Genomic DNA, 19,898 nt, shown 5'->3' on the forward strand with positions numbered 1-19,898 from the left:
TTACATCTCGTGCGTAATGATGTTGGGGATGGTGTCATCCTTGCGCAACGTCATTATCTCGCAGCCGTTATCAGTGACCACAATAGTATGCTCATACTGCGCCGACAAGCTGCGATCTTTGGTTTTTACCGTCCAGCCGTCTTTCATGGTGCGGATGCGGTAGTCACCGGCGTTGACCATCGGTTCGATGGTGAAGGCCATGCCCGCCTGCAGTACCACACCGCCGTCATCGGCATCATAGTGCAGCACCTGCGGCTCTTCGTGGAACACTTCGCCGATGCCGTGGCCGCAGTACTCGCGCACCACAGAGAACTTCTCGGCCTCGACGAATTGCTGGATAGCCTTGCCCAGGGTGCGCAGGCGGATACCCGGTTTGACCATCTTCAGCGCCAGATACAGGCTTTCCTGAGTGACGCGGCACAGGCGCTCGCCCAGAATGGTCGGTTTGCCGACGATGAACATCTTCGAGGTGTCGCCGTGGAAGCCGTCTTTAATTACGGTCACGTCGATATTGACGATGTCGCCGTCCTTCAGCGTTTTGTCATCGCTTGGGATGCCGTGGCACACCACTTCGTTCACCGAGATGCACACGGATTTCGGGAAGCCGTGGTAGCCGAGGCAGGCGGAAATGGCCTGTTGCTCGTTGGTGATGTACTCGTGACAGATACGGTCCAGTTCGCCGGTGGTCACGCCAGGTTTGACGTGCGGCTCGATGATTTCCAGCACTTCGGCGGCCAGGCGGCCGGCCACGCGCATTTTTTGGATGTCATCAGGTGTTTTAATTGAGATTGCCATGAAATTCGTCCGCAGGTGTCGTTATCGTCGACAATAAGAAGCAGTGACTTATGGTATCAGCCCGGCCGGAGGCTGCCAAATTTCATTTCCCGATGCCCGGCGTAAAGCAACAAAAGTTGGTGTCGGCGGCGGGTTTATGGTATAAAGCGCGCCGGCGATCCGCGACTTGGTTCTTGTGACCTGGCAGGAATTGGCCGAAAATACTTTAACTGCACTCATTTTGTGTAAATAACACACACGTATCGGCACATCCGCCGGGGTGCCCTGAGGTGACTTGTCGCCGCCAGGGTCGGCGTTATGGGATACGTGGAGGCATAACCCCAATTAATCTATAGAGGTTTAATCATGGCAACTGTTTCCATGCGCGACATGCTCAAGGCTGGTGTTCACTTCGGTCACCAGACCCGTTACTGGAACCCGAAAATGAAGCCTTTCATCTTCGGCGCTCGTAACAAGGTTCACATCATCAACCTGGAGCAGACCGTACCAATGTTCAACGCCGCTCTGGCTGAACTGAGCAAGATCTCTTCCCGTAAAGGCAAGATCCTGTTCGTTGGTACCAAGCGCGCAGCAAGCGAAGCGGTAAAAGACGCTGCTAACAGCTGTGACCAGTTCTTCGTGAACCACCGCTGGTTGGGCGGCATGCTGACTAACTGGAAAACCGTTCGTCAGTCCATCAAGCGTTTGAAAGATCTGGAAATCCAGTCTCAAGACGGCACCCTGGACAAGCTGACCAAGAAAGAAGCGCTGATGCGCACTCGTGAACTGGCCAAGCTGGAAAACTCCCTGGGCGGTATCAAAGATATGGGCGGTCTGCCAGACGCACTGTTCGTTATCGATGCCGATCACGAGCACATCGCGATCAAAGAAGCCAACAACCTGGGTATCCCGGTATTCTCTATCGTTGATACCAACTCCAACCCAGACGGCGTTGACTTCATCATCCCTGGTAACGACGACGCAATCCGTGCAGTAAACCTGTACCTGACTGCCGTTGCTGCCGCTGTGCGTGAAGGTCGTTCTCAAGATCTGGCCGTTCAGGCGGAAGAAGGCTTCGTAGAAGCTGAATAATAAGGCAAGCTCATCACTGAGCCCTTATTAACCAGGTATTGACATATGTTGGTTAGGGGGGCCTGTAAAGGCCCCCTTTGCTTATCTGAATGAGAACTGTCTCCACGCGAGATAACCGAGGAAAAATAAATGGCTGATATTACCGCTGCCCTGGTAAAAGAACTGCGCGAGCGTACCGGCGCTGGCATGATGGATTGCAAGAAGGCGCTGGTTGAATCCAACGGCGACATCGAACTGGCAATCGAAAACATGCGTAAGTCCGGTGCGATCAAAGCCGCTAAAAAAGCAGGCAATGTGGCTGCTGACGGCGTGATCAAAACCAAGATCGAAGGCAACTACGGCATCATTCTGGAAGTTAACTGCCAGACTGACTTCGTAGCAAAAGACGCCGGTTTCCAGGCGTTCGCCGACAAAGTGCTGGATGCCGCTATGGCCGGCAAAATCACTGACGTTGACGTGCTGAAAGCACAGTTCGAAGAAGAGCGCGTAGCGCTGGTGGCAAAAATCGGCGAAAACATCAACATTCGTCGCGTTGCTTCCCTGGAAGGCGAAGTGCTGGGCAGCTACCTGCACGGCGCGCGTATCGGCGTACTGGTTGCGGCTAAAGGCGCTGACGAAGAGCTGGTTAAGCAAATCGCAATGCACATTGCGGCAAGCAAGCCAGAGTTCGTGAAGCCAGAAGACGTGTCTGCTGAAGTGGTAGAAAAAGAGTACCAGGTTCAGCTGGACATCGCCATGCAGTCCGGCAAGCCGAAAGAAATCGCAGAGAAAATGGTTGAAGGCCGCATGAAGAAATTCACCGGCGAAGTTTCTCTGACCGGTCAGCCTTTCGTTATGGATCCGAGCAAATCCGTTGCTCAGGTGCTGAAAGAGCACAACGCTGACGTGACCAACTTCATTCGCTTCGAAGTGGGCGAAGGCATCGAGAAAGTCGAAACCGACTTCGCTGCTGAAGTTGCCGCGATGAGCAAACAGTCTTAATGACTGTCGATGGAACCGCCGTCTGGCGGTTCCATACTATCCAGCCAGAATTACACCGGTGGCAGGCCCTGCAGCGTGATTCTCACCTCAGGCGCGTTTCATCGGCTGAAATCCCCAATACTAATACTGCTTCTTAGGACAGAACACCATGGCAACCAATGCAAAACCCGTATATCAGCGTATTCTGCTTAAACTGAGTGGCGAAGCCCTGCAAGGTGCAGAAGGTTTTGGTATCGACGCCAGCGTTTTGGATCGCATGGCTCAGGAAGTGAAAGAGCTGGTCGAACTGGGAATTCAGGTCGGTGTAGTTATTGGCGGCGGGAACCTGTTCCGCGGCGCGGGCCTGGCGCAAGCCGGCATGAACCGCGTAGTGGGCGACCACATGGGAATGCTGGCTACCGTGATGAACGGCCTGGCTATGCGTGATGCACTGCACCGTGCCTATGTGAACGCCCGCCTGATGTCGGCGATCCCGCTGAACGGCGTATGTGACAATTACAGCTGGGCAGAGGCTATCAGCCTGCTGCGCAACAACCGCGTGGTGATCTTCTCCGCCGGTACCGGCAACCCGTTCTTCACCACCGATTCCGCCGCTTGCCTGCGCGGTATCGAGATCGAAGCGGACGTGGTGCTGAAAGCCACCAAAGTGGATGGCGTATACTCCGCCGATCCGGTGAAAAACCCGGATGCGACGCTGTATGAACAATTAACCTATCAGGACGTGTTGGAGCGCGAGCTGAAAGTGATGGATCTGGCGGCGTTTACGCTGGCCCGCGATCACGGCTTGCCGATCCGCGTGTTCAACATGAACAAGCCTGGCGCGCTGCGCCGCGTGGTGATGGGTGAGAACGAAGGTACGCTGATCAGCAAATAAGGCTGTTCACACCCCTTTTTCGGTGCGCGTGACGCCAGGCGCCGCGCGCTCTCCGAGTACGATTACGGGCTATACTTGAGTATCGCCTGCCAAGTAACCAGCTTCCAAGGGTTTGCAACGTGACTAATGAAATCAGAAAAGATGCTGATTCACGCATGGAAAAAAGCGTAGAAGCATTCAAAAACCAAATCAGCAAGATCCGCACCGGCCGCGCTTCTCCAAGCATTCTGGACGGCATCATGGTGGAATACTACGGCGCCGCTACGCCGCTGCGCCAGCTGGCCAACGTGACCGTGGAAGACTCCCGCACGCTGAAAATCAACGTGTTCGACCGCAGCCTGAGCCAGGCCGTTGAGAAAGCGATCATGAGCTCCGATCTGGGCCTCAACCCGTCTTCCGCCGGCTCTGACATTCGCGTTCCGCTGCCTCCGCTGACCGAAGAACGTCGTAAGGATCTGATCAAGATCGTACGCGGCGAAGCCGAGCAGGGCCGCGTAGCGGTGCGTAACGTGCGTCGCGACGCTAACGACAAGGTCAAGGCGCTGCTGAAAGACAAAGAGATCAGCGAAGACGAAGAACGTCGTTCACAAGACGAGATTCAGAAAATGACCGACGCTTACATCAAGCTGGTCGATGCCGCGCTGGCAGAGAAAGAAAAAGAGCTGATGGATTTCTAATCAGCATCGCGCAGAAACAAAGCGTCGCCTGGGCGGCGCTTTGTTTTTTGTGGCGCAGATCCCGTTTCATCGTACTGAAAGATCATGGACAAGCGGTGTCCAAGGTTCCACACTGGAGCACCTCCGATCTCATCAGACAGTTATTCAGAGTGAACTCATGAAGCAACTGACCATTCTTGGCTCGACCGGCTCGGTAGGGACCAGCACCCTGGCCGTGGTCAGGGCGAATCCCGACCGTTTTGCGATCAAAGCACTGGTGGCCGGCCTCAACGTCGCGGTCATGGCGCAGCAATGCATGGAATTCCGGCCCGCCTTCGCCGCGATGGCTGAGGAAAGCGCCGCTCGCGAGCTGCGCGCCATTCTGGCGGAAAACGGCGTCGCTACCGAGGTCTTGGCCGGGGAACAAGCGGCCTGCGAACTGGCGGCGTTGGATGACGTCGATCAAGTGACGGCGGCCATCGTCGGCGCCGCAGGGCTGTTGCCGACGCTGGCGGCGATCCGCGCAGGCAAGCAGGTGCTGCTGGCCAACAAGGAGTCGCTGGTCACCTGCGGCCGTCTGTTTATGGACGCAGTGCGGCAAAGCCAGGCGCAGCTGCTGCCGCTCGACAGCGAGCACAACGCGATTTTTCAGAGTTTGCCTGAGAGCATTCAGCGTCAGTTGGGGTACTCTTCCCTGGAAAGTCATGGCGTTTCGCGCATCGTGCTTACCGGCTCAGGCGGCCCGTTCCGCACCACCCCGCTGGAGCAGTTCGCCGCAATGACGCCGGATCAAGCCTGCGCCCACCCGAACTGGTCGATGGGCCGCAAGATCTCGGTGGACTCCGCCACCATGATGAACAAAGGTCTGGAATATATTGAGGCACGCTGGCTGTTTAACGCTTCGGCCGAGCAAATGGAAGTGATCCTGCACCCACAGTCGGTGATTCACTCGATGGTGCGCTATGCCGACGGCAGCGTGCTGGCGCAGCTGGGTACGCCGGATATGCGCACGCCGATCGCCCATGCGATGGCGTATCCGCAGCGCGTAAACTCCGGCGTGGAAGCGCTGGACTTCTGCCGCATCGGTTCGCTGACCTTCGCCGAACCGGAGCGCGAGCGCTATCCTTGCCTGTATTTGGCAATCGAAGCGTTCGACGCCGGCCAGGCGGCGACCACCGCACTGAACGCGGCGAATGAAATCGCCGTGGCGGCATTTTTGCAGCAGCAGATTCGCTTTACCGACATTGCCGCGGTCAACCGGCAGGTCGTCGAGCGCCTTGCGCTGCAGGAACCGACGTGCATCGAAGCGGTCTTAGACATTGACCGCCAGGCGCGCGCCGCCGCCGAGGAGCGCGTTCGCGCGTTGCGCGGTTGAGCACGGTGATTATCCGATTTTGTTCGTAATTCGCGTATGCCGCAGCGGGGCCGTTTGTTCATGTTCCGCTGAGGTGGTATAGTCTGCGCCACCTGTCAGCGGTTATACCGTTGAATTATGGCCCGATTGGCGCCATGAGCGTCAATGGTGACCCGGCTGCGCCGGGCATCGCGAGGGCAGGCTGAAAGCCGTGTCGGGCACACGGCTTTTTTTGCGCGTAAGGGCCTGATGTTCCGGAAAGGCAGTTATATTTCTATTGAGGAAATAAGTACGAGTTATGTCGTCCGCAAACCAACAAGAGGCTAATCTATCTTCCCCGGGGCCGCGCCATGTTGCCATCATCATGGACGGTAACGGACGCTGGGCCAAACGTCAGGGCAAGTTACGTGTCTTCGGTCATAAAGCAGGGGTGAAATCGGTTCGCCGCGCGGTCAGTTTTGCCGCCAGCCACCATTTAGATGCGCTCACGCTTTATGCCTTCAGCAGCGAAAACTGGAACCGTCCGGTGCAGGAAGTCTCCGCCCTGATGGAGCTTTTTGTCCGTGCTCTGGATAGTGAAGTAAAAAGCCTGCATAAACATAACGTCAGGTTGCGGGTGATCGGCGATATCAGCCGGTTCAGCTCGCGTTTGCAGGAGCGGATCCGCCGCTCTGAAGCGCTGACGGAAAATAACGATGGCCTGACGCTCAATATCGCTGCCAACTACGGCGGCCGTTGGGATATCATTCAGGGAGTAAGGGAGCTGGCCGAACGGGTACGGGTGGGAGAGTTGCACCCGGATCAGATCAGCGAGGAATTATTGAGTGAGCGGGTTTGCATGAGCGACCTGGCGCCGGTGGATCTGGTTATCCGCACCGGTGGCGAGCATCGCATCAGTAACTTCCTGCTGTGGCAAATCGCCTATGCTGAACTTTACTTTACGGATGTGCTCTGGCCTGATTTCGATGAACTTGTCTTTGAAGGTGCGCTGAATGCATTTGCACAACGTGAGCGCCGCTTCGGGGGAACAACACCTATCGGCGCCGATGCGTCCTAGGGAGAACTTTTGCTGAAGTATCGCCTCATAACTGCTCTGATTTTAATCCCGATCGTTATCGCGGCGCTGTTCCTGTTGCCGCCGCTGGCCTTTGCTCTGGTAACGCTCGTCGTGTGCATGTTAGCAGCCTGGGAGTGGGGCCAACTGGCCGGTTTTACCTCCCGTTCGCAGCGCATCTGGCTGGCGATACTGTGCGGTTTTCTGCTGGCGCTGATGATGCTCAGCGTTCCCGCGTACCATCAATCCGTGCCGCAGGTGAGCGGCTCGCTGTGGCTGTCGCTGGTCTGGTGGCTGGCGGCGCTGCTGCTGGTGCTGTTCTACCCCGGCTCGGCCGCCATCTGGCGCAACTCGCGCCCGCTGCGCCTGCTGTTCGGCCTGCTGACCATCGTGCCGTTCTTCTGGGGCATGCTGGCGCTGCGCCAGTACGGCTACGAGCAAAACCCGTTTACCGGCGCCTGGTGGCTGCTGTACGTGATGTTGCTGGTGTGGGGCGCGGATTCCGGCGCCTACATGTTCGGCAAGCTGTTCGGCAAGCATAAGCTGGCGCCGAAGGTCTCGCCGGGCAAAACCTGGGAAGGGCTGATCGGCGGGTTGTTGACGTCGGCGGTAATCTCCTGGCTGTTCGGCCGCTATGCGCCACTGAACGTGGTGCCGACCACCCTGTTGGCCTGTTCGGTGCTCGCCGCGCTGGCTTCGGTGCTGGGCGATTTGACCGAAAGCATGTTCAAACGCGAAGCGGGTATCAAGGACAGCGGTCATTTGATCCCCGGTCATGGTGGCATACTGGATCGTATCGACAGCCTGACCGCGGCGGTACCGGTGTTTGCCTGCCTGATGCTGTTGGTGTTTTAATCCGTCGATGACGGAAAGTGAGGGATGATGGTCAGCGTGCTTTGGAACCTGGTGGCGTTTCTGATTGCGCTCGGTATCTTGATAACCGTGCACGAGTTCGGACACTTTTGGGTTGCCCGCCGTTGCGGCGTGCGCGTTGAACGTTTCTCCATCGGCTTCGGTCGCGCGCTGTGGCGCCGCACCGATCGCCAGGGCACCGAGTACGTCATCGCCTTGATTCCGCTCGGTGGCTACGTGAAGATGCTGGACGAGCGCGTGGAGTCGGTGGCGCCGGAAATGCGCCATCAGGCCTTCAACAACAAAACCGTCTGGCAGCGCGCGGCCATCATCAGCGCCGGCCCCATCGCCAACTTCCTGTTTGCTATCCTTGCCTACTGGCTGGTGTTCATCATCGGCGTGCCGAGTTTCCGCCCGGTGATCGGCGAAATCGCGCCGCAATCCATCGCCGCCAGGGCCGAAATTTCGTCTGGCATGGAACTAAAGTCGGTTGACGGCATCGAAACGCCTGATTGGGAGTCAGTTCGTCTGGCGCTGGTGGCGAAGATTGGCGATGCGCAAACCGAAGTCGGCGTTGCCCCATTCGGCTCTTCGCAGGTAGTGACCAAAACCCTGGATTTACGCCAGTGGAACTTTGAGCCGGACAAGCAGGATCCCGTTGTCGCGCTGGGCATTATGCCGCGCGGCCCGCAGATTGAATCCGTGTTGGCGGAAGTGCAGCCTGACTCGGCGGCGCAAAAGGCGGGTTTACAAGCGGGGGACAGGATCGTTAAAGTCGATGGTCAGCCGTTGGGTCGTTGGCAGACGCTGGTGAAGCGTATCCACGATGGCCCGGGGCAACCGCTGGCTTTGGAGATTGAAAGAAACGGCGCCCCCTTGTCTTTGACGCTGATACCGGATACAAAGCCGGTGGGAAAAGACAAATCGGTGGGTTTTGCAGGCATCATTCCAAAGGTGCTGCCGCTGCCGGACGAGTATAAGACGATTCGCCAGTATGGACCGTTCCCGGCGCTGTATCAGGCCGGCGACAAGACCTGGCAGCTGATGCGGCTGACGGTTAACATGCTGGGCAAATTAATAACCGGTGATGTAAAGCTGAACAACCTGAGTGGCCCGATCTCGATTGCACAGGGAGCAGGGGCGTCAGCCGGAGTCGGGTTCGTGTATTATCTGATGTTCCTGGCGTTGATTAGCGTCAACCTGGGGATCATCAACCTGTTCCCATTACCGGTGTTAGATGGTGGGCATCTCCTCTTCCTGGCGATAGAAAAGCTGAAGGGTGGGCCGGTTTCCGAGCGAGTACAGGACTACAGCTACCGCATAGGTTCGATCGTGCTGGTGTTGTTGATGGGTCTTGCACTTTTCAATGATTTTTCCCGCCTCTAGGGGCGGGGATAGGTTAGGAAGAACGCATAACAACGATGGCGATGAAAAAGTTGCTCATAGCGTCGCTGCTGTTTGGCAGCGCCACCGTATACGGTGCAGACGGGTTCGTAGTGAAAGACATTCATTTCGAAGGCCTGCAGCGAGTCGCCGTCGGTGCGGCGTTACTCAACATGCCGGTTCGCGTAGGCGATACCGTCACTGACGATGACATCAGTAATACCATCCGTGCCTTGTTTGCCACCGGCAACTTCGAGGACGTGCGCGTACTGCGCGATGGTAATACCCTGATCGTGCAGGTGAAGGAACGTCCTACCATCGCCAGCATCACTTTCTCCGGCAACAAGTCGGTGAAGGATGACATGCTCAAGCAGAACCTGGAAGCCTCCGGCGTCCGGGTGGGCGAGGCGCTCGACCGCACCACGATCTCCAGCATTGAAAAAGGGCTGGAAGACTTCTACTACAGCGTCGGTAAATACAGCGCCTCGGTGAAAGCCGTGGTCACGCCGCTGCCGCGCAACCGTGTCGACCTGAAGCTGGTGTTCACGGAAGGGGTCTCCGCCAAGATTCAACAAATCAACATCGTCGGCAACCATGCCTTCACCAACGACGAACTGATCTCGCGCTTCCAGCTGCGTGACGAGGTGCCGTGGTGGAACCTGGTCGGCGATCGCAAATACCAGAAGCAAAAACTGGCGGGCGATCTCGAAACCCTGCGTAGCTTCTATCTGGATCGCGGCTATGCCCGCTTCAACATCGATTCTACCCAGGTGAGCCTGACGCCGGATAAAAAAGGCATCTACATCACCATCAACATCACCGAAGGCGATCAGTACAAGCTTTCCGATGTTGTCGTGAACGGCAACCTGGCCGGCCACTCGGCGGAAGTCGCTCAGATCACCAAGATCGAACCGGGCGAGCTGTATAACGGCAGCAAGGTGACCAAAATGGAAGACAACATCAAAACGATGTTGGGCCGTTATGGTTACGCCTACCCGCGCGTCGGCACTCAGCCGGAGATCAACGACGCGGATAAAACCGTCAAGCTGCACGTCAACGTCGACGCGGGCAACCGCTTCTACGTGCGCCGCATCAAGTTCGAAGGCAACGACACCAGCAAGGATTCCGTACTGCGTCGCGAAATGCGCCAGATGGAAGGCGCCTGGCTCGGCAACGAACAGGTCGAGCAGGGCAAGGAGCGTTTGAACCGTCTGGGCTACTTCGAAACGGTTGACGTGGAAACCCAGCGCGTGCCGGGTACCGCCGATCAGGTCGACGTGACCTACAAGGTGAAAGAACGCAACACCGGTACCTTCAACTTCGGCGTTGGTTACGGCACCGAGAGCGGCGTCAGCTTCCAGGCCGGCGTGCAGCAGGACAACTGGTTGGGTACCGGCTACTCGGTCGGCATCAGCGGCACCAAAAACGACTACCAAACCTATACCGAACTGTCGGTCACCAACCCGTACTTCACCGTTGACGGTGTGAGCCTGGGCGGCCGCGTGTTCTACAACGACTTTAAAGCGGATAACGCGGATCTGTCGGACTACACCAACAAGAGTTACGGTGTTGACGGCACGCTGGGCTTCCCGATCAACGAAAACAACTCGTTGCGCACCGGTCTGGGCTACGTCCACAACGGCCTGTCGAAAATGCAGCCGCAGATCGCCATGTGGCGTTATCTCGACTCGATGGGCGTGAATGCGAACAAAACCGATCGCGCCAGCTACTCGACGGACGACTTTACCTTGAACCTGGGCTGGACCTACAACAACCTGGACCGCGGCTACTTCCCGACGTCGGGTAACCGCACCACGTTGAACGGTAAGGTCACCATTCCGGGCTCGGACAACGAATACTATAAGGTGACGCTGGACAGCGTTCAGTACGTGCCGATCAACGACGATCGCACCTGGGTGCTGTTGGGCCGTGGCCGTCTGGGTTACGCGGATGGGCTGGGCGGCAAGGAAATGCCGTTCTATGAGAACTTCTATGCCGGTGGTTCGAGCACCGTGCGTGGCTTCCAGTCCAACACCATCGGTCCGAAGGCGGTGTACTACAACTCCAACTCGTACCGGTGCCAGTTCAAAGCCGGCAGCACGACCGATCGTCAGAACATCTGCAGCTCGAATGACGCGGTGGGCGGTAACGCCATGGCGGTTGCCAGCCTGGAGTTGATTACCCCGACGCCGTTCATCAGCGATAAATACGCCAACTCCGTGCGGACGTCGCTGTTCATCGATGCCGGTACCGTGTGGGATACCAAGTGGAAGAATACCAACGAGACGCTGATGTACGGCGTGCCGGACTACAGTAAAGCGGGCAATATTCGTTCCTCCGCCGGTATCGCGCTGCAGTGGATGTCGCCGCTGGGGCCGTTGGTGTTCTCTTACGCCAACCCGATTAAGAAATACGAAGGCGACAAGTCCGAACAGTTCCAGTTTAACATCGGTAAGACCTGGTAACGGGTCTCGCCTCTGGGCATAACAGTTATTAAGAATCGCAATGGCCAGGCGCCCGCCGGCAGAGGGAGATGATTCTCATTGTTTGGTGGGATAAGTCTGGCAAATTGTGTACTTCAGTGTCATATGACACAAATGGGTGATGGTAAGGAGTTTATAGTGAAAAAGTGGTTGTGTGCCGCAGGCCTCGGTTTAGCAATGGCTGCTTCAGCTGGCGTTCAGGCAGCAGATAAGATCGCTGTCGTTAACGTCTCCAGCATTTTCCAACAGCTGCCGGCCCGCGAAGCGGTCGCTAAACAGCTGGAAAACGAGTTTAAGGGCCGTGCAAGCGAACTCCAGAACATGGAACGTAGCCTGCAGACCAAAATGCAACGTCTGCAGCGTGACGGCGCTACCATGAAAGCCGGTGACCGCAGCAAGTTGGAAAAAGACGTGATGGCACAGCGCGAGCAGTTCTCTCAGAAAGCGCAGGCTTTCGAGCAGGACAACCGTCGTCGCCAGATGGAAGAGCGTAACAAGATCCTGAGCCGCATCCAGGACGCTGTGAAATCTGTTGCCAGCAAAGGCGGTTATGACGTGGTGATCGACGCCAACGCCGTTGCCTATGCAGACTCTTCCAAAGATATCACTGCTGACGTGCTGAAACAGGTTAAATAACACATGCTTTCAATTCGACTGGCTGATTTAGCGCAGCAGTTGGATGCACAATTGCACGGTGATGGCGATCTCGTCATCACCGGCATTGCTTCTATGCATTCGGCACAGCCTGGCCAAATCACGTTTTTGTCAAACAGCCGCTATCAAGAGCAGCTGTCTTCCTGCCAGGCAAGCGCCGTGGTGCTTACCGAAGCGGATTTACCACACTGCCGTGCTGCGGCGCTGGTGGTTAAGAACCCTTACCTGACCTACGCGCGCATGGCGCAGCTGATGGACACCACGCCGGCACCGGCGCAGGATATCGCGCCAAGCGCGGTGATCTCGCCTGAGGCGCAGCTGGGGCACAACGTCGCCATTGGGGCGAACGCGGTGATCGAGTCGGGTGCGGTGCTGGGCGATAACGTGGTTATCGGCCCGGGCTGCTTCATTGGCAAACACGCACGCATCGGCGCGGGAACGCGTCTGTGGGCGAACGTCACAATTTATCATGCGGTTGAAATTGGCCAGCGCTGCCTGATCCAGTCCGGCACCGTGATCGGCGCGGACGGTTTCGGCTATGCGAATGAGCGCGGCGAGTGGATCAAAATCCCTCAGTTGGGCACGGTGATTATCGGCGATCGCGTCGAAATCGGCGCTTGCACCACCATTGACCGCGGCGCTTTGGATAACACCCAAATCGGGAATGGTGTTATCATCGACAACCAATGTCAGATTGCACATAACGTCGTGATTGGCGACAATACCGCCGTCGCCGGCGGCGTGATCATGGCCGGCAGCCTGAAAATCGGCCGCTACTGCCAGATCGGCGGTGCCAGCGTGATCAACGGTCACATGGAGATTGCCGACAAGGTTGTTGTTACCGGAATGGGAATGGTTATGCGACCAATCACCGAACCTGGGGTATACTCTTCGGGCATTCCGTTGCAGCCTAACAAGGTTTGGCGTAAAACCGCTGCGTTGGTGATGAATATCGATGAGATCAGCAAGCGCTTGAAAGCTGTCGAACGTAAAGTCGGAAAAGACTAATCATTGCCGCCCGCCTTGGCGGGGACAAAACGAAACGCGTTGGTCGTGAGACCAAAAGCGCAAAGAGATGTTAATTTGCGGCCTGCATGATGATCTCCTTTTGGGGTCAGCGCAGGCCGTGTTGTTGATGCCATCAGTTTTTAGAGACAGGAAGAGTATTTTGACTACTGACACTCATACTCTGGATATTGCAGAAATTTTGGATCTGCTTCCTCACCGTTACCCGTTCTTGCTGGTCGACCGCGTCCTCGAGTTTGAAGAGCACAAATATCTGCGTGCGGTGAAGAACGTATCGGTGAACGAACCGTTTTTCCAGGGCCACTTCCCTGGCAAACCGATTTTCCCAGGCGTATTGATCCTGGAAGCCATGGCGCAGGCCACCGGTATCCTGGCGTTTAAAAGCGTCGGCAAACTGGAGCCGGGCGAGCTGTATTACTTCGCCGGTATCGACGAAGCACGCTTCAAGCGTCCTGTGGTGCCAGGGGATCAGATGGTCATGGAAGTCACCTTCGAGAAAACTCGCCGCGGCCTGACTCGCTTCAAAGGCGTGGCGACCGTTGACGGTAAGATTGTCTGCGAAGCAACCATGATGTGTGCCCGCAGCCGGGAGGCTTAATCCGTGATTGACCAAACCGCCTTTATCCATCCTAGCGCGATAGTCGAAGAAGGCGCCGTGATCGGCGCCAACGTGCATATCGGCCCTTTCTGCTACGTCGGCTCCCAGGTGGAAATCGGCGCGGGCACGGTGCTGAAATCCCACGTGGTGGTGAACGGCATTACCAAGATCGGCTGCGATAACCAGATTTATCAGTTCGCCTCCATCGGTGAAGTGAACCAGGATCTAAAATACGCGGGCGAACCGACGCGCGTTGAAGTGGGCGATCGCAACCGCATCCGCGAAAGCGTCACCATTCATCGCGGCACCGCGCAGGGCACCGGCCTGACCAAAGTGGGCAACGATAACCTGCTGATGGTCAATACGCATATCGGGCATGACTGCGTGGTCGGCAATTTCTGTGTGCTGGCCAACAACGCTACGCTCGGCGGACACGTGGAAATCGACGATCACGCCATCATCGGCGGCATGACGGCGATCCACCAATTCTGCGTTATCGGTGCGCATGTGATGGTAGGCGGTTGTTCCGGCGTCGCTCAGGACGTGCCTCCTTTCGTCATCGCTCAGGGCAACCACGCGACGCCGTTCGGCGTCAATGCGATTGGCCTGAAGCGTCGCGGTTTTGACAAGGATGAAATGCAGGCGATTCGCAATGCCTACAAGATCCTGTATCGCAGCGAGAAAACGCTGGATGAAGCGAAAGCGGAAATCGAAGCCCTGGCCAAAGAGCAACCGGTGGTGCAGCTGTACCTCGATTTCTTCACCCGTTCCACCCGTGGCATCATTCGCTGAGTTATGTCGAATCGTCCATTGACTATCGGATTGGTCGCCGGAGAAACCTCCGGTGACATTCTCGGCGCCGGTTTGATCCGCGCGCTCAAGGCGCAGATCCCCGACGCGCGTTTCGTTGGCGTCGCCGGCCCGCTGATGCAGGCCGAAGGGTGCGAAGCCTGGTACGAAATGGAAGAGCTGGCGGTCATGGGCGTGGTGGAAGTGCTTGAGCGCTTGCCACGCCTGTTGAAGATCCGCAAGGATCTCACCCGCCGCTTCGGCGAGCTGCGGCCGGACGTGTTTGTCGGCATCGACGCGCCGGACTTCAACATCACGCTGGAAGGCCGCCTCAAGCAGCGCGGCATCCGCACCATTCACTACGTCAGCCCTTCCGTGTGGGCCTGGCGGCAAAAGCGCGTTTTCAAAATTGGCAAAGCCACCGATCTGGTGCTGGCCTTTCTCCCTTTCGAAAAAGCGTTTTACGATCGTTTCAACGTGCCTTGCCGGTTTATCGGCCATACCATGGCAGATGCCATGCCGTTACAGCCCGATCGGCTGGCGGCGCGCGCTCAGCTTGGCATCGATCCGCAGGCGCGCTGTCTGGCCTTGCTGCCGGGCAGCCGCGGCGCCGAAGTTGAGATGCTGAGCGCCGACTTCCTCAAAACAGCGCAGCTGCTGCGCATGCGTTATCCCGAGCTTGAAGTGGTGGTGCCGCTGGTTAACGCCAAACGGCGCGAGCAGTTTGAGCGCATCAAGGCGGAAGTGGCGCCGGATCTGACCGTACACCTGCTGAACGGCCAGGGGCGCGAGGCGATGATCGCCAGCGACGCGGCGCTGCTGGCGTCCGGCACGGCGGCGCTGGAGTGCATGCTGGCCAAGTGCCCGATGGTGGTGGGCTATCGCATGAAGCCGTTCACTTTCTGGCTGGCGCAGAAGCTGGTGAAAACGCCTTACGTTTCGCTGCCGAACCTGCTGGCGGGGCGCGAGATCGTCACCGAGCTGCTGCAGCATGACTGCGTGCCGGACAAACTGGCCGCCGCCGTGATGCCGCTGCTGGAAGAGAGCCCGCAAACCGAAGCGCTGAAACAGACTTTCCTTACCTTGCACCAAAGCATCCGTTGCGGTGCGGACGAACAGGCCGCTCAGGCTGTGTTGGAGCTGGCGAAAGCATGATTGAACCCTTTATCTATCCCGCTGCCACGCTGATTGCCGGTGTGGACGAAGTGGGCCGCGGCCCGTTGGTTGGCGCGGTGGTCACCGCCGCCGTGATCCTCGATCCGGCGCAGCCGATCGTCGGGCTGGCGGACTCCAAGAAACTCAGTGAAAAACGCCGCCTGGCGCTGTATGACGAAATCGTCGCCAAGGCGCTCTCCTGGAGCCTGGGGCGCGCCGAGCCGGCGGAAATCGACCAGCTGAACATTTTGCACGCCACCATGCTGGCGATGCAGCGCGCGGTGGCCGGGTTGCATATCGCGCCGGACATGGTTTTAATCGACGGTAACCGTTGCCCGCACTTGCCGATGCGTTCGCAGGCGGTGGTGAAGGGCGACAGCCGCGTGGCGGAGATCAGCGCGGCGTCCATTCTGGCAAAGGTCACGCGCGATCGCGAAATGGCCGAGCTGGACAGCGAGTTCCCGAACTACGGTTTCGCGCAGCATAAAGGCTACCCGACCGCCCTCCACCTGGAGCGGCTGGCCGCGCTGGGCGCCACCGAGCACCACCGCCGCAGCTTCGCGCCGGTGAAAAGGGCGCTGGCGCTCTAGTCTGCGGGCCTGGTTGACCAGGCTCGACGATAGCATTAACCCGGGCTCAGCCTGCTGAGCCCCTTCAATCAGGTATCTGGAGATGGCCGAACCTCGTTTTATTCACCTGCGCGTCCACAGTGACTACTCCATGATTGATGGATTGGCCAAGACGGCGCCGCTGGTGAAAAGAGCCGCCGCGTTAGCCATGCCTGCTCTGGCAATCACCGATTTCACCAACCTGTGCGGGCTGGTGAAGTTCTACGGCAGCGCGCACGGCGCCGGGATCAAACCGATCATCGGCGCGGATTTTCATGTGCAAAGCGAAGAGCTGGGCGACGAGCTGGCTCAGCTGACGGTGCTGGCCAGCAACAACGAAGGCTACCAGAACCTGACGCTGCTGATTTCCCGCGCCTATCAGCGTGGCTACGGGGCCGCCGGCCCGACCATCGATCGCGACTGGCTGATTGAACATCGTGAAGGGCTGATTCTGCTCTCCGGCGCGCGTCAGGGCGACGTCGGCAAGTTTCTGCTGCGCGGCAACCAGGCGCAGGTGGATCAGTGCCTGGACTTCTACCAGCAGCACTTCCCGGACTGTTACTACCTGGAACTGATCCGCACCGGCCGCCCGGACGAAGAGAACTACCTGCATGCGGCGGTGGCGCTGGCCACCGAACGCGGTTTGCCGGTGGTGGCCACCAACGACGTGCGCTTCCTGGTGGAAGACGACTTCGATGCCCATGAGATTCGCGTCGCCATCCACGACGGCTTTACGCTGGACGATCCCAAGCGGCCGCGCAACTACAGCCCGCAGCAATACATGCGCAGCGAAGACGAGATGTGCGAGCTGTTCGCCGACATTCCGGAAGCGCTGCTGAACAGCGTCGAGATCGCCAAGCGCTGCAACGTCACCATTCGCCTCGGCGAATACTTCCTGCCGCAGTTCCCGACCGGCGACATGAGCACCGAGGACTTCCTGGTACTCAAATCGAAAGAGGGGCTGGAAGAGCGTCTCGAGTTCCTGTTCCCCGATCCTGAAGTGCGCGCGCAGCGCCGCCCGGAATACGACGAGCGTCTGGACGTCGAGCTGAAGGTGATCAACCAGATGGGGTTCCCCGGCTACTTCCTGATCGTGATGGAGTTTATCCAGTGGTCGAAGGACAACAACGTACCGGTGGGGCCGGGGCGCGGCTCCGGTGCCGGTTCGCTGGTGGCCTATGCGTTGAAAATCACCGACCTCGATCCGTTGGAATTCGACCTGCTGTTCGAACGCTTCCTGAACCCGGAACGTGTCTCGATGCCCGACTTCGACGTCGACTTCTGCATGGAGAAGCGCGACCAGGTAATTGAGCACGTGGCGGAGATGTACGGCCGCGAAGCGGTATCGCAGATCATCACCTTCGGTACTATGGCGGCGAAAGCGGTTATCCGCGACGTGGGCCGCGTGCTGGGGCATCCGTACGGCTTCGTCGATCGCATCTCCAAGCTGGTGCCGCCGGATCCGGGCATGACGCTGGAAAAAGCCTTCGCCGCCGAACCGCAGCTGCCGGAAATTTACGAGGCCGACGAAGAGGTCAAGGCGCTGATCGACATGGCGCGCAAGCTGGAAGGGGTGACGCGCAACGCCGGTAAACACGCCGGGGGCGTGGTGATCGCGCCGACCAAAATCACCGACTTCGCGCCGCTGTACTGCGACGCCGAAGGGCACCATCCGGTGACCCAGTTCGACAAGAACGACGTGGAATACGCCGGGCTGGTGAAGTTCGACTTCCTCGGTCTGCGTACCCTGACCATCATCGACTGGGCGCTGGAGATGATCAACGCCCGGCGCGCCAAAACCGGGCTGGAACCGATCGACATCGCCGCCATTCCGCTCGATGACAAGAAAAGCTTCGACATGCTGCAGCGCTCGGAAACCACGGCGGTGTTCCAGCTTGAATCGCGCGGCATGAAAGACCTGATCAAACGTCTGAAGCCCGACTGCTTCGAAGACATGATCGCACTGGTGGCGCTGTTCCGCCCGGGGCCGCTGCAGTCGGGCATGGTGGATAACTTCATCGACCGCAAACACGGCCGCGAAGAGATCTCCTACCCGGACATTCAGTGGCAGCATGAGTCGCTCAAGCCGGTGCTGGAACCGACCTACGGCATCATCCTGTATCAGGAACAGGTGATGCAGATTGCCCAGGTGCTGGCCGGCTATACCCTGGGCGGCGCGGACATGCTGCGCCGTGCGATGGGTAAAAAGAACCCGGTCGAAATGGCCAAGCAGCGCGGCGGCTTTGAAGACGGCGCGAAAGCGCGCGGTATCGACGGCGAACTGTCGGTGAAAATCTTCGACCTGGTGGAGAAGTTCGCCGGTTACGGCTTCAACAAATCGCACTCCGCCGCCTATGCGCTGGTTTCGTATCAGACGCTGTGGCTGAAGGCGCACTATCCGGCCGAGTTTATGGCGGCGGTGATGACCGCCGATATGGACAACACCGACAAAGTGGTGGGGCTGGTGGACGAATGCTGGCGCATGGGGCTGAAGATCCTGCCGCCGGACATCAACAGCGGTTTGTATCACTTCCACGTCAACGACGACGGCGAGATCGTTTACGGCATCGGCGCCATCAAGGGCGTGGGCGAAGGGCCGATCGAGGCCATTATCGAGGCGCGCAACAGCGGCGAACAAGGTTACTTCAAAGACCTGTTTGACCTGTGCGCGCGCTCCGACATCAAGAAACTGAATCGCCGCATTCTGGAAAAACTGATCATGTCCGGCGCGTTCGATCGCCTCGGGCCGCACCGCGCCGCGCTGATGAATTCGCTCGGCGACGCGTTGAAAGCGGCGGATCAGCATGCGAAAGCCGAAGCTATTGGCCAGGTAGATATGTTCGGCGTGCTGGCGGAGGCGCCGGAGCAGGTGGAGCAATCCTATGCCAATATCGCCCCCTGGCCGGAGCAGGTGGTGCTGGACGGTGAACGGGAGACGCTGGGGCTGTACCTGACCGGCCACCCGATCACCCAGTACCTGAAGGAGATCGAACGTTACGCCGGTGGCCAGCGTTTGAAAGACATGCACCCGACGGATCGGGGCAAAATGACCACCGCCGTCGGGCTGGTGGTCGCCGCGCGGGTGATGGTGACCAAGCGCGGCAACCGCATCGGTATCTGTACATTGGATGACCGTTCGGGCCGCCTGGAAGTGATGTTATTCACCGAAGCGTTAGAAAAATACCAGCATTTGTTGGAAAAAGACCGTATCCTTATCGCCAGTGGACAGGTCAGCTTTGATGACTTTAGCGGCGGGCTTAAAATGATGGCCCGCGAGGTAATGGACATCAGTGAAGCCCGGGAAAAATACGCTCGCGGGCTTGCTATCTCGCTGACTGACAGGCAAATTGATGACCAGCTTTTGAACCGTCTCCGTCAGTCGTTGGAACCCCATCGATCGGGGACGATTCCAGTGCATCTCTACTATCAACGGGAAGATGCGCGAGCCAAGCTGCGTTTTGGCGCAACCTGGCGCGTGACGCCCACCGACCGCTTGTTGATAGACTTGCGGACGTTGGTAGGCAATGAGCAGGTGGACTTGGAATTTGACTAAAATAGGAATGCT

The 19,898-nt window shown here is 58.1% G+C and carries 17 protein-coding genes; 16 read left to right on the forward strand and 1 reads right to left on the reverse strand.

Annotated features, from left to right (window positions below; translation table 11 throughout):
* Positions 1 to 795: a type I methionyl aminopeptidase gene (map, locus tag GF111_RS17970; RefSeq protein WP_004931936.1), complete on the reverse strand. Its 795-nt coding sequence runs from the start codon at positions 793 to 795 to the stop codon at positions 1 to 3.
* A gap of 345 nt (positions 796 to 1,140) precedes the next feature.
* Here map and rpsB point away from each other — a divergent pair, with 345 nt between their 5' ends.
* The 16 genes from rpsB (at position 1,141) to dnaE (ending at position 19,886) form a co-directional block, all read left to right on the forward strand.
* Positions 1,141 to 1,866: a 30S ribosomal protein S2 gene (rpsB, locus tag GF111_RS17975; protein WP_016929891.1), complete on the forward strand. Its 726-nt coding sequence runs from the start codon at positions 1,141 to 1,143 to the stop codon at positions 1,864 to 1,866.
* 129 nt (positions 1,867 to 1,995) lie between these two features.
* Positions 1,996 to 2,847, forward strand: a complete 852-nt coding sequence (gene tsf, locus GF111_RS17980) for a translation elongation factor Ts (protein WP_033635739.1) — start codon at positions 1,996 to 1,998, stop codon at positions 2,845 to 2,847.
* Positions 2,848 to 2,995: 148 nt separating this feature from the next.
* Complete coding sequence (pyrH, locus tag GF111_RS17985; RefSeq protein WP_004931940.1) at positions 2,996 to 3,721, forward strand: UMP kinase; 726 nt, start codon at positions 2,996 to 2,998, stop codon at positions 3,719 to 3,721.
* Positions 3,722 to 3,840: 119 nt separating this feature from the next.
* The gene (gene frr, locus GF111_RS17990) at positions 3,841 to 4,398 is read left to right on the forward strand and encodes a ribosome recycling factor (protein ID WP_004931943.1); all 558 of its coding nucleotides are present in this window, start codon (positions 3,841 to 3,843) and stop codon (positions 4,396 to 4,398) included.
* A 157-nt stretch (positions 4,399 to 4,555) separates the two neighbouring features.
* A complete protein-coding gene (ispC, locus tag GF111_RS17995; RefSeq protein WP_055312355.1) occupies positions 4,556 to 5,752 on the forward strand; it encodes a 1-deoxy-D-xylulose-5-phosphate reductoisomerase in 1,197 nt (398 codons plus the stop codon).
* Between the two features lie 277 nt (positions 5,753 to 6,029).
* Positions 6,030 to 6,788, forward strand: a complete 759-nt coding sequence (gene ispU, locus GF111_RS18000) for a (2E,6E)-farnesyl-diphosphate-specific ditrans,polycis-undecaprenyl-diphosphate synthase (RefSeq protein ID WP_047729986.1) — start codon at positions 6,030 to 6,032, stop codon at positions 6,786 to 6,788.
* Between the two features lie 9 nt (positions 6,789 to 6,797).
* Positions 6,798 to 7,640, forward strand: a complete 843-nt coding sequence (cdsA, locus tag GF111_RS18005) for a phosphatidate cytidylyltransferase (protein ID WP_047729987.1) — start codon at positions 6,798 to 6,800, stop codon at positions 7,638 to 7,640.
* Positions 7,641 to 7,667: 27 nt separating this feature from the next.
* Positions 7,668 to 9,023: a sigma E protease regulator RseP gene (rseP, locus tag GF111_RS18010; RefSeq protein ID WP_038878816.1), complete on the forward strand. Its 1,356-nt coding sequence runs from the start codon at positions 7,668 to 7,670 to the stop codon at positions 9,021 to 9,023.
* Positions 9,024 to 9,058: 35 nt separating this feature from the next.
* Positions 9,059 to 11,485, forward strand: a complete 2,427-nt coding sequence (bamA, locus tag GF111_RS18015) for an outer membrane protein assembly factor BamA (RefSeq protein ID WP_038878782.1) — start codon at positions 9,059 to 9,061, stop codon at positions 11,483 to 11,485.
* Between the two features lie 156 nt (positions 11,486 to 11,641).
* A complete protein-coding gene (skp, locus tag GF111_RS18020) occupies positions 11,642 to 12,139 on the forward strand; it encodes a molecular chaperone Skp (protein WP_060434176.1) in 498 nt (165 codons plus the stop codon).
* Positions 12,140 to 12,142: 3 nt separating this feature from the next.
* Positions 12,143 to 13,165 (forward strand): UDP-3-O-(3-hydroxymyristoyl)glucosamine N-acyltransferase, encoded by a 1,023-nt coding sequence (lpxD, locus tag GF111_RS18025; RefSeq protein WP_048234602.1) that lies wholly within the window; start codon positions 12,143 to 12,145, stop codon positions 13,163 to 13,165.
* Positions 13,166 to 13,325: 160 nt separating this feature from the next.
* Entirely contained in the window at positions 13,326 to 13,781 is a 456-nt protein-coding gene (gene fabZ / locus GF111_RS18030) for a 3-hydroxyacyl-ACP dehydratase FabZ (RefSeq protein WP_004931962.1), read from the forward strand.
* Positions 13,782 to 13,784: 3 nt separating this feature from the next.
* The gene (lpxA, locus tag GF111_RS18035; protein ID WP_047729988.1) at positions 13,785 to 14,573 is read left to right on the forward strand and encodes an acyl-ACP--UDP-N-acetylglucosamine O-acyltransferase; all 789 of its coding nucleotides are present in this window, start codon (positions 13,785 to 13,787) and stop codon (positions 14,571 to 14,573) included.
* A gap of 3 nt (positions 14,574 to 14,576) precedes the next feature.
* On the forward strand, positions 14,577 to 15,725 hold the full coding sequence (gene lpxB / locus GF111_RS18040; protein WP_047729989.1) for a lipid-A-disaccharide synthase: 1,149 nt from the start codon (positions 14,577 to 14,579) through the stop codon (positions 15,723 to 15,725).
* Positions 15,722 to 16,315, forward strand: a complete 594-nt coding sequence (rnhB, locus tag GF111_RS18045) for a ribonuclease HII (protein WP_047729990.1) — start codon at positions 15,722 to 15,724, stop codon at positions 16,313 to 16,315. The genes lpxB and rnhB overlap by 4 nt, the downstream gene beginning before the upstream one ends.
* 82 nt (positions 16,316 to 16,397) lie before the next feature.
* Complete coding sequence (gene dnaE, locus GF111_RS18050; protein WP_047729991.1) at positions 16,398 to 19,886, forward strand: DNA polymerase III subunit alpha; 3,489 nt, start codon at positions 16,398 to 16,400, stop codon at positions 19,884 to 19,886.
* Positions 19,887 to 19,898 lie beyond the last annotated feature (12 nt).

Source organism: Serratia sp. HRI (assembly GCF_010119335.3).
Classification (GTDB): Bacteria; Pseudomonadota; Gammaproteobacteria; order Enterobacterales; family Enterobacteriaceae; genus Serratia; species Serratia nevei.

Coding starts and splice junctions, on each gene's coding strand:
- map (WP_004931936.1), bottom strand. CDS start 795: ATGGCAATCTCAATTAAAACACCTGATGACATCCAAAAAATGCGCGTG.
- rpsB (WP_016929891.1), top strand. CDS start 1,141: ATGGCAACTGTTTCCATGCGCGACATGCTCAAGGCTGGTGTTCACTTC.
- tsf (WP_033635739.1), top strand. CDS start 1,996: ATGGCTGATATTACCGCTGCCCTGGTAAAAGAACTGCGCGAGCGTACC.
- pyrH (WP_004931940.1), top strand. CDS start 2,996: ATGGCAACCAATGCAAAACCCGTATATCAGCGTATTCTGCTTAAACTG.
- ispC (WP_055312355.1), top strand. CDS start 4,556: ATGAAGCAACTGACCATTCTTGGCTCGACCGGCTCGGTAGGGACCAGC.
- ispU (WP_047729986.1), top strand. CDS start 6,030: ATGTCGTCCGCAAACCAACAAGAGGCTAATCTATCTTCCCCGGGGCCG.
- rseP (WP_038878816.1), top strand. CDS start 7,668: ATGGTCAGCGTGCTTTGGAACCTGGTGGCGTTTCTGATTGCGCTCGGT.
- bamA (WP_038878782.1), top strand. CDS start 9,059: ATGGCGATGAAAAAGTTGCTCATAGCGTCGCTGCTGTTTGGCAGCGCC.
- lpxD (WP_048234602.1), top strand. CDS start 12,143: ATGCTTTCAATTCGACTGGCTGATTTAGCGCAGCAGTTGGATGCACAA.
- lpxB (WP_047729989.1), top strand. CDS start 14,577: ATGTCGAATCGTCCATTGACTATCGGATTGGTCGCCGGAGAAACCTCC.
- rnhB (WP_047729990.1), top strand. CDS start 15,722: ATGATTGAACCCTTTATCTATCCCGCTGCCACGCTGATTGCCGGTGTG.
- dnaE (WP_047729991.1), top strand. CDS start 16,398: ATGGCCGAACCTCGTTTTATTCACCTGCGCGTCCACAGTGACTACTCC.